This is a genomic window from Microbacterium sp. B19 (genome assembly GCF_000333395.1).
Lineage (GTDB): Bacteria > Actinomycetota > Actinomycetes > Actinomycetales > Microbacteriaceae > Microbacterium.
Window position 1 is genome coordinate 1 of record NZ_BADA01000116.1, and the last position, 8,651, is coordinate 8,651.

At 71.3% G+C, this 8,651-nt stretch carries 8 protein-coding genes, 1 tRNA gene and 1 pseudogene; 3 read left to right on the top strand and 7 right to left on the bottom strand.

Annotated features, from left to right (window positions below):
* Positions 1 to 692 (top strand): CBS domain-containing protein (locus tag I5G_RS20595; RefSeq protein ID WP_022877992.1); only part of this gene is annotated, 692 nt, incomplete at its 5' end.
* Positions 689 to 1,696 (top strand): CNNM domain-containing protein, encoded by a 1,008-nt coding sequence (locus I5G_RS04490; RefSeq protein ID WP_022877993.1) that lies wholly within the window; start codon positions 689 to 691, stop codon positions 1,694 to 1,696. The genes I5G_RS20595 and I5G_RS04490, both read left to right, overlap by 4 nt.
* Positions 1,697 to 1,707: 11 nt before the next feature.
* On the opposite strand, the pseudogene I5G_RS20600 reads toward I5G_RS04490, so the two are convergent.
* The 6 genes and pseudogenes from I5G_RS20600 to I5G_RS20610 all read right to left on the bottom strand — a co-directional run bounded on the left by I5G_RS20600 (position 1,708) and on the right by I5G_RS20610 (position 5,933).
* Positions 1,708 to 2,573 (bottom strand): annotated as a pseudogene (locus I5G_RS20600) (zinc-ribbon domain-containing protein).
* Between the two features lie 34 nt (positions 2,574 to 2,607).
* Complete coding sequence (locus I5G_RS04500) at positions 2,608 to 2,793, bottom strand: zf-TFIIB domain-containing protein (protein WP_022877994.1); 186 nt, start codon at positions 2,791 to 2,793, stop codon at positions 2,608 to 2,610.
* Positions 2,790 to 4,121, bottom strand: a complete 1,332-nt coding sequence (locus I5G_RS04505; protein WP_022877995.1) for a glutathionylspermidine synthase family protein — start codon at positions 4,119 to 4,121, stop codon at positions 2,790 to 2,792. Before I5G_RS04505 ends, I5G_RS04500 begins: the two co-directional genes overlap by 4 nt.
* A gap of 2 nt (positions 4,122 to 4,123) precedes the next feature.
* Complete coding sequence (locus tag I5G_RS23900; protein WP_148286403.1) at positions 4,124 to 4,585, bottom strand: hypothetical protein; 462 nt, start codon at positions 4,583 to 4,585, stop codon at positions 4,124 to 4,126.
* Between the two features lie 79 nt (positions 4,586 to 4,664).
* Positions 4,665 to 4,738, bottom strand: a tRNA-Ile gene (locus tag I5G_RS04515).
* A gap of 232 nt (positions 4,739 to 4,970) precedes the next feature.
* Positions 4,971 to 5,933, bottom strand: coding sequence for a DMT family transporter (locus I5G_RS20610; RefSeq protein WP_022877997.1), 963 nt, complete (start codon positions 5,931 to 5,933; stop codon positions 4,971 to 4,973).
* A gap of 41 nt (positions 5,934 to 5,974) precedes the next feature.
* Between I5G_RS20610 and def the strand changes: the two genes are divergently transcribed.
* On the top strand, positions 5,975 to 6,541 hold the full coding sequence (gene def, locus I5G_RS04525) for a peptide deformylase (protein WP_022877998.1): 567 nt from the start codon (positions 5,975 to 5,977) through the stop codon (positions 6,539 to 6,541).
* A gap of 6 nt (positions 6,542 to 6,547) precedes the next feature.
* On the opposite strand, the gene I5G_RS04530 is transcribed toward def, so the two are convergent.
* The coding region (locus I5G_RS04530) for an acyltransferase family protein (protein WP_022877999.1) at positions 6,548 to 8,651 on the bottom strand (2,104 nt) is incomplete at its 5' end.

Here is an 8,651-nt window from a genome sequence, read left to right on the forward strand (position 1 = left end):
ACTCGGTGCGCCCCGACACGACGGTGGGCGAGGTGCGCACCCTCATGGCCGCCGGGCACACGCGGTACCCGGTGATCGCCGACGAGGACTCCCCCGTCGGCGTCGTCGAGCTCATCGACGTCCTCCGCGAGAATCCGGATGCCATGGCCCCCGTGTCGTCCGTCATGCGCCCGGCGGTCGTGCTGCCGACGTCGATGCTGCTGCCCGTTGCGCTCGACCGGATGCGGCGCAGCCGCAACGAACTCGCGTGCGTGGTCGACGAGTACGGCAACTTCGACGGCATCCTGACGATCGAGGATCTCACCGAGGAGGTCATCGGCGAGCTGTCCGACGAGCATGACGTCGAGATCGCCGAGGTGACGCCGGTCGGCGACTCCGCGTGGACGGTGCCGGGTGACCTGCACCTCGACGAGCTCGAACGCTTGATCGGTCTCGACCTCGCCGACGGCGACGTCGAGACCGCGGCCGGACTCGTGATCGAGGCGCACGGCGATCTGCCGGGCGTCGGCACGGTCGTCCGCGTCGACCTGCCCGAGCGTACCGGCGAGGTCGTGCAGGGTCTGGACGTGGAGCGCTGGCTCGAGATCGAGGTCGCGGAGGTCGATCGCCACGTCCCCTCGCAGCTGGTCGTTCGCCTGCGTGAACAGGATCGTTCCGCTGCGGCGGCGTCCGACGAGGAGGTGGCTCGATGAGCTGGTGGGTCGTGACCCTCATCACCGCCGCGCTGATCGTCGCGAGCGCGTTCTTCGTGATCGTCGAGTTCGCGCTGCTCGCCGCCCGCCGCCATCGCCTCGAGGCGGAGGCCGCGACGAGCGCCTCGGCCCGCGCGGCCCTGCGCGGGGTCAACGAGCTCACTGTGATGCTCGCGTTCGCGCAGCTCGGCATCACGGCGTGCACGTTCCTGCTCGGCGCGATCACGAAGCCCGCGATCGACTACGCCCTCGCGCCCGTCCTCGCGCAGTGGGGGCTTCCCGCGGTGCTCGCCGACGTCCTCGCGTTCCTCCTGGCGCTGATCGTGGTGACCTTCCTGCACCTCGTCATCGGCGAGATGGCGCCGAAATCGTGGGCGATCGCGCACCCCGAGACCGCGGCGAAGGCGACCGGCATCCTGGCCCGCTCCCTCACCTGGCCGCTGCGGCCGTTCCTCCTGTGGATCAACCGCATCGCGAACCGCCTCGTCCGCGCGTCCGGCGTCGAACCGGTCGACAAGGCGGCCGCCGGCGGGCAGGACGCCGACACGATCCGTGAGCTCGTGGCCCACTCGCGCCGCGCGGGAACCCTCGACGAGCAGTACTCCGCGCCGATCGCGCAGGCGATCGAGCTCGGCACGCTCACGGTGGGCGACATCGTCCGCACCGACCGGACGCCCACGGCCGTCCCCGCGGATGCCACGGCGGCCGACGTGCAGGCCGCGGCTGCGGCATCCACGCACCTCCGGATCCTCGTCGGAACCGGTGCCGCGGCGCGGGTCGCCCATGTCCGCGACACGCTCGAGGTCGCCCCGGCGACGCCGGCCGCGGCGATCGCGCGGGATCCGCTCGTGCTCGGACCGGATGCCTCGGCGTACGACGCTCTCGCCCGCATGCGCCGCGGTCGCGTGCAGTTGGCCACGGTGGTCGACGGCGAACGGCTGCTCGGCGTCGTGACGCTGGACGACCTGTTGAAGGAGATCCTGCCGGGGGTGGGCACGGCCTGAGCCGGCGCCCGTCACCGCGAATACGCGTCCACCAGCAGCGGACCCCGGATGCCGCGGAACGTCTCGATCAGCCGGTCGAGCGCCGCGCGGTTCCACGCCGCCAGCTGCAGGTCGTGAGGCCCGAGGGGCTTCAAGCTTGCGGTGCGCAGCCGCACGACCTCCCGCCGACCGCGCGGAGGGCCCGATCCTTCCGCCGGTCGGCCTCTTCGCGTCGGCCGACGTGCTCGAGACCGTGCCGCCCGATCGAGTCGTACTCGATCGCGATGCGCAGCTCGGGGAGCACGAGGTCGGGCCACACCTCGAGGTGCTGGAAGAACCGGCGGGCGACGCGGACGGCGTTCAGACCCTCGGCGAGAGCGAGCCGCGCGAAGAGGTCGGCACGGACGCGGTCCTCCACCGCCGAGGCCGGGCGCGGCGCGCACACCGAGACGAATGCCTCGCCGGGCGGGACGTTCGGCGTCTTGTCGCACAGCGGCGGGGTCTTCTTCGGCTTGCGGGCGCGCAGCACGCCGGGCCGGGGCGGTGACGGCGCGTCGACGGAGTCGCGCATCGGCAGCGCCACGACGCGGGTCGGGGCGGCGAGCTCGCTGCACTCCGGACACCACGCGCTGCGCCGCCGTTCGCGGCCCGGCCGGAGCCGCTGCTCGGTCGGCGTCGCGGCGAACCGATGGCCGGAGTCGCACTGCCACAGCAGCAGGACGTCCGCTGCCGGCGGGACCTGGCTCAGGGCGATGCCCGCGTTGAGGTCGGGGTGATACTGCCGGATCAGCGCCGGGAACGCCGCCCACGCCTCGCGGTAGGCGCCGACCGCATAGGGCACGTCGGCGCCCTTCGACCACTGCCGCCGGGACCACCACGCTTCGACTCGCTCCGCCACGCGAGAACGCTAAACGCGACCCCCGACATCCGGGTCAGTCGTCCCAGCCGTCGTCGTCGTCCTGTCCGCCGGACCGCGACCACGCCAGCCGGAAGCCGCATTCCCGGCACTCGTCGGCATCCACTCCCTCATCCAGGAGCGGATGCATCGTGATGCCGCAGGACGGGCAGATCGGCTGTGCGCTGTCGTCCTCGTCGTCGTAAGGGAAGAGGAAGGTCATCGCGGGCCACCCACGACCGTGTGCGGGAGGAAGTTGGCGAAGTTGTCGGTGATCGGGCCGCGGCTCTCGCGCACGGCCATGCCGGACGGTTCGCCGTCGATCATCCACACGCCGACCACGGTGCTCACGTCGACGCCCTCCTCTCTTCGCCGGAACCGCGGCGGTTCCGCGAGTTCCTGCACGATGAAACCCTCCGCGCCGTAGCCCTGTTCCTCGCCGCGGATCCGCACGCCGCTCGGGTGATTCAGGGTGATGTCGGCGCCTTCGCGCGCGAGGATCGGCTTCCGCGCGTAGCCGGTGCGGTTCACGGAGAACGGCTCGTCGCCGTCGAACCAGGCGGGGAGGAGGTACTTCCGACCGTCCTCGGACTTACCGAACAGGTGCCACAGGACGGGGAGGATCGCCTTGTTGCTCCACAGCATCTTGTAGGGCGGCTCGATCCAGATCGTCCCGCCGGAGTAGGGGTTCCGGTCGAGGCCGGAGTGGAGCAGATCGGCGAAGATCGCGTCGGCGTTGTCCTCGCGCGCGAGGTGCTCCCACGGGTACAGCTTGAAGATCACGTCGATGTGCTCGCCGCCCTGCCCGGCGTAGAAGCGGCCGTCGTCCCCGAGCCAGATGTTCTCGATGTAGATCGTCTCCACGCGATAGCCGGCGAGCTGGCACGTGTCGCGGAGGACGAGCGTGTTCATCTCGTCCTCGTGCGAGGGGTCGACCTCGCTGCACGCGAAGAACACCACCGGCTCGTGGCCGATCTTCGCCGAGATGAGCGCCAGGTTCCGCTTCCAGCCAGCGATGAGGTCTTCGTACATGTTGGTCCACTGCGAGACCGTCTGCCCGCCGGGTTCGAGCGTGAACCGCGGCCGGTTGTCCTCGAACCAGTCCCACTGCACGAGCGACTCGACGAGCGAGGTGGGCGTGTCGGCGTTGAACTCGTACAGCTTCGGCGTCCGCAGGCCGGGGTCGGGGTGCGTGACGCCCCCGAAGCGGAAGTCGTAGCGCCCGAGGATCGAGCCGCACGCCGGCTCCTCGTTCCAGCTGTCGACGACCGCGCGCATCGCGACGGCCGGGATCTGGAACTTCTGCAGATGCCACGCCCCCTGGGGCGACAACAGCCAGTCCCCGGCATCCTGGAGCATCCGGAAGATGCTCGTGGATGCCTCTTCCAAGGTGACGATTTCGTCGGCGGTCATCTCGTAGTAGGCATCGTCCCGCCAGTAGCGGTACAGCTCGGGATGATCGGACCGCGGGTCCTCGTGCGTGTAGACGAGACCCGCTTCCTGCACCTTCCTGAGGTAGTCGGGACGCGCCGGGATCAGACGACGCTGCATGCTCAGCCGCCCGTCCCGTGGGCGCCGTCGCCGTCGCCGCCGAAGCCGCCGGGCTTGCCGCCCGATCCCCCGGAGCCGCTGCCGAATCCGGCCGGCTTGCCCGTGGATGCCGAGATCCCGTTGGACACGCGCCCGCTCGACGACAGACCCGCGGCCGCGCGCGCCGCCCCGTCGCTCGCGGCGAAGCGGGACGTGGACATCGCCGGGTCCAGCCGCGAGCCCACCGGGAGACCGCCCGAGTAGCGGCCGATGAGGAACCACGCCAGGGCCGAGCCCCCGCCGCTGTGCCCCGTGCTCGTGTCGTCGCAGAGGGACTCGTCGACGATCGTGTTCTGCTCGTCGACGCAGTACACCGTGTCCGACGGCGTGCTCTCGAACTGATCGTCGGCGCAGCCGGCCAGGACGAGCGCCGCCATCGTGGCGACGGCAGGCAGCGCGATGCGTCGCGTCCGGGGTGGGGTCATGTCCACGATCCTTCCAGCCGCGGGGGTACCCGTCTGCCCCGCGCACGCACGGGCCGACGGATCCGGGGAGACCCGAGAGTAGGGCGGGTGGGACTTGAACCCACGATCGTCGGGTTATGAGCCCGCTGCCTTGACCAGCTTGGCCACCGCCCCCTGTGGGTTCCGAGCCTACCGGCATCCATCCCCCGTCGCCGAAGCCGCCGGATCACGTGATCCGGTCGACCGTACGGGCGATGGCGCGCCACGAGGGGTGCGCTCGGCCACGTCACGTGATCTGGCGCCCCGCGCACCCGCGAGGGCCCACGATCGGGTCGAACGCCCAGGGACGGGTCGACCGGAACGTGAGCGGTCGACCGGATCGTGCGCGCTCGGCGCGGCGCAGCCGTCAGCTGACGCGGGGCTTCTTCGGCTTGCCGTCCGCCGCCACCTCGGGGTGGTGGCGCGTCAGCTGGATGACGCCCCACGTGGCGATCGCGCCGGCGATGACGAAGCCGATCAGCGCCCAGGCGGGAGCCGTCGACGCCTCGCCCAACACCGACAGGCCGATGAGCACGGCCACGATCGGGTCGATGACCGTGAGACCGGCGATCACGAGGTCGGGCGGGCCCACCGAGTACGCCGTCTGCACGAAGTACGCGCCGACCGCGACCGCGGCGAGCAGCGCCACGACGCACAGCAGCGTCAGCCACTCGAAGTTCCCGGCCTGGATGCGGCTGATGATGACTTTCGCGAGAGTCGCGACGAAACCGTAGATGACGCCCGCGGCCATGATGTAGAACAGCGCTTGCGCGCGACGCCGCACGAGGAACCAGAACGCCCCGAACACCACGACCACGACGGCCAGGATGCCGAGGATGATCAGCAGTTCGCGCGAGGTGACGACGTGCTCGGTCGCGAAGAACGCCGCGATCGTCACGAAGATGAAGATGCCGCCGACGCACGCGGCGATCGCGATGAGCGACTGCCGCGTCGGCTTGTGATGGGTCACGCGGGCGTTGAGGATCGTCGTGATCACCAGCGCGATCGCGCCCAGGGGCTGCACGAGGATCAGCGGAGCGACCGACAGGGCCGCGAGCTGACACACGATCGCGAGGCCGAGCATCAGCGTGCCGGCGACCCAGGACGGGCGGGTGAGCAGCGACGTCACCTGCGACCGCGAGAGTCCGCCGGTCGTCTTGCCGGACAGGCGCTCGACCTTCTGCACCCCACGGTGCTGGTACTGCGCGCCGAAAGACATGAAGACCGCACCCAGCAGCGCCAGGGGGATACCGAGCAGAATGCGGGGATCGCGGAAGACTCCGACGAGCTGATCGATACCGTCGGTGAGGGAGACATCGAGCGGAATCACCCTCCGACGATAGCCGCCGTATCGCCGCATAGGCTGGTGACGTGGCCGTTCTCCCTATCCGCATCATGGGCGATCCCGTCCTGCACGCCCCCGCCTCACCCGTCGACGAGATCACCGACGACATCCGCACGCTCGTCGCCGACATGTTCGAGACGATGGATGCCGCCCCCGGTGTGGGCCTCGCGGCGCCACAGGTCGGCGTCGGCCTGCGCATCTTCACGTACACGTACGAGGACGATGAGGGTCAGCCGTGGCGCGGGGTCGTCATCAACCCCGAGCTGTGGATCCGTCCGCTCGAGCCCGGCTACCCCGACCCCGACGAGGAGTCGGAGGGATGCCTTTCGTTCCCGGGCGAGCGGTTCCCGTTGCGCCGTTCGGAAGCGGCGCTCCTCACGGGCGTCGACCTCGAGGGCGAGCCTGTGCGCATCGAGGTCTCCGGCTGGCGTGCCCGGATCCTGCAGCACGAATTCGACCACCTCGACGGCGTGCTCTACGTCGACCGCCTCGACGAGGACGACAGCCGGACCGTCGCGAAGATCGCGAAGAAGCGCAAGTGGGGCAAGCCCGGCGCGTCCTGGATGCCGGGAGTCGACGACATCGACGCCTGACGCGCCTCAGTAGAGCCCGCGCGACTGCAGCTCCTGCTGCAGGATCGGGGTCAGGCGTTCGGCGAAGGCCGGCGTCAGGTGCGTGTCGTCGTACCGCACCGGCGTCTCGCCCGCGAACGCGGGACAGACGTTCTGCCAGCACGTGAACGGCAGCGCGCTGATGGCGTTGTTGCCGGTGGCCGCGGCCTCCGCCTCGGTCGCGGTCTCCATCTGCGTCCACACGTCGTCGACGGCGGCCAGGCACGCCGACGGACCCGTCACGGGTGAGTAGCACCGGTCCAGGTCGGCGCCGTGGGGCGGTGGGGAGAGGAAGACCGTGCGTCCGGCCGGCGCCCACGCGCCGATCTCCGCGAACGTCGACGCGGCCAGCTGCGTCGGGTCGAGCGACGCCCCGCCCACCGCCGTGCCGAGCGTGAACGCGTTCGAGACGATCACGAGGTCGGCCGGGTCGGCGGCGACCATCGCCCGCACCTGCGCCTTTCGCGTCTCGCACCCGGCGTTGACCGCCGGATCGCGGCTCTCGATCAGGACGTCGGTGAAGCGGCATCCATACATTCCGACCGTCGTCGCGCGCCACGCTCCCCCGCTCTGCTCCGCGAGCTTCGCGATCGCCGGCGCGTACGCCATCGCGCTGGAGTCGCCGACGAGATACAGATGACGGGATGCCTCGGGGTCACCGAACGTGCAGTGTGCGGGGTCGGGGGCCACGTCGGGCGTGAAGCAGTCGTGCGCCCGGTTGTCGGACGACGATTCGCGGATGACCTCGTCGAGTCCGGGGTGCAGGTCGGGCCAGGTGTCCGCGCTGACGGCGGCGGCGAGCTGCGCCTGCAGGGTCGGCAGGGCATCGGCGACTTCCGCCGGGTCGGCGGTCGGCGCGGCGACGAGACCGGGGAGCTGCAGGACAGGAGCGCCGTAGGCGACGAACACCGCGAGCATCGTCGCCCCCGCGCCGATCGTGAGCACGGCGGCGGCGAGTCCCATGCGGGCGGAGAAGCGTTCGCGCCACGCGGCCCAGGTGAGGGGGCGGGTGACGGCGGGTTCCGGTTGCGGTTCGGGGGCGGGAGGTGCCGGCGCCGGCTGCGGTTCCGGCACCGGTTGAAGTTCGGGCGCCGGGGGCACGGCATCCGGTTCCGTCATCCGCGGACGCGAACCGGGGTAGTAGCGCTGGCCGGGCACCCATCCGGCCGGGCGCGATGCGAGTGCCGCCGACCGCGAGACGGGCGCCGGCGCGAGCGGCTCGGGCACGACCGGCTCCTCCTCCGTCACGGCACGGCGCCGCTCGAGCCACGGCGAACGGTGGATGGGCTGCTCGACGCCCAGGTACGTCGCGACCGTGAGGACCGCGGTGGTCAGCAGCACGATCGGCATCCAGAAGGGTCCTGGTGGGAGGAGGACCTCCGCGAACACGATCGCGGGCAGGTGCCATAGGTACAGCGAGTACGAGACGTTGCCGAGGGCGACGCTCAGCGGGTTGGTGAGCGGGAAGAGGTGGCGGTGGCGCGGGTCTCCCCCGATGCCGCCCGCGATGACGAGCGCCGCACCGCCCACCGGGAGCGCTGCCCACGGAGCGGGAAACGGAGAGTTCGGTTCGATGAGGACGAAGGATGCCACGACCACCGCGAGCCCGCCCCAGGCGAGGAGGCCGCGCAGCGGTGCCGCCATCCGGCCGAGGACGGGCGCGAGGGCGGCGAGCACGGCACCGACGCCGAGCTCCCCCGGCCGGGCGAGCGTCGAGAAGTACGCCCCCGCCGGATCGGTCGCGGTCAGCTGCACCGCGGCCGCCGCGGAGGCCGCGACGAGCACGAGGGCGATGACGCCGGTGAGCCGGCGTGCCGCGGGGCCCCGCCGTGCGGCCGCGGGGAGGAACGCGACGGCGGCGAGCAGGAGGAGCGGCCACACGAGCGAGAACTGCTCCTCGATCGACAGCGACCAGAAGTGCTGCAGCGGCGAGACGTCGGTGGACGAGAAGTAGTCGCGCCCCTCGAGTCCGAACCGCCAGTTCGAGACCAGACCGAGTGCCGAGAGCGCGTCGCCCAGCGTCTGCTCGGCGCGGGCGCTGTGGAACACCAGGAAGCCGAGGCCGACCACCGTCGCCAGCACGAGCAGCGCG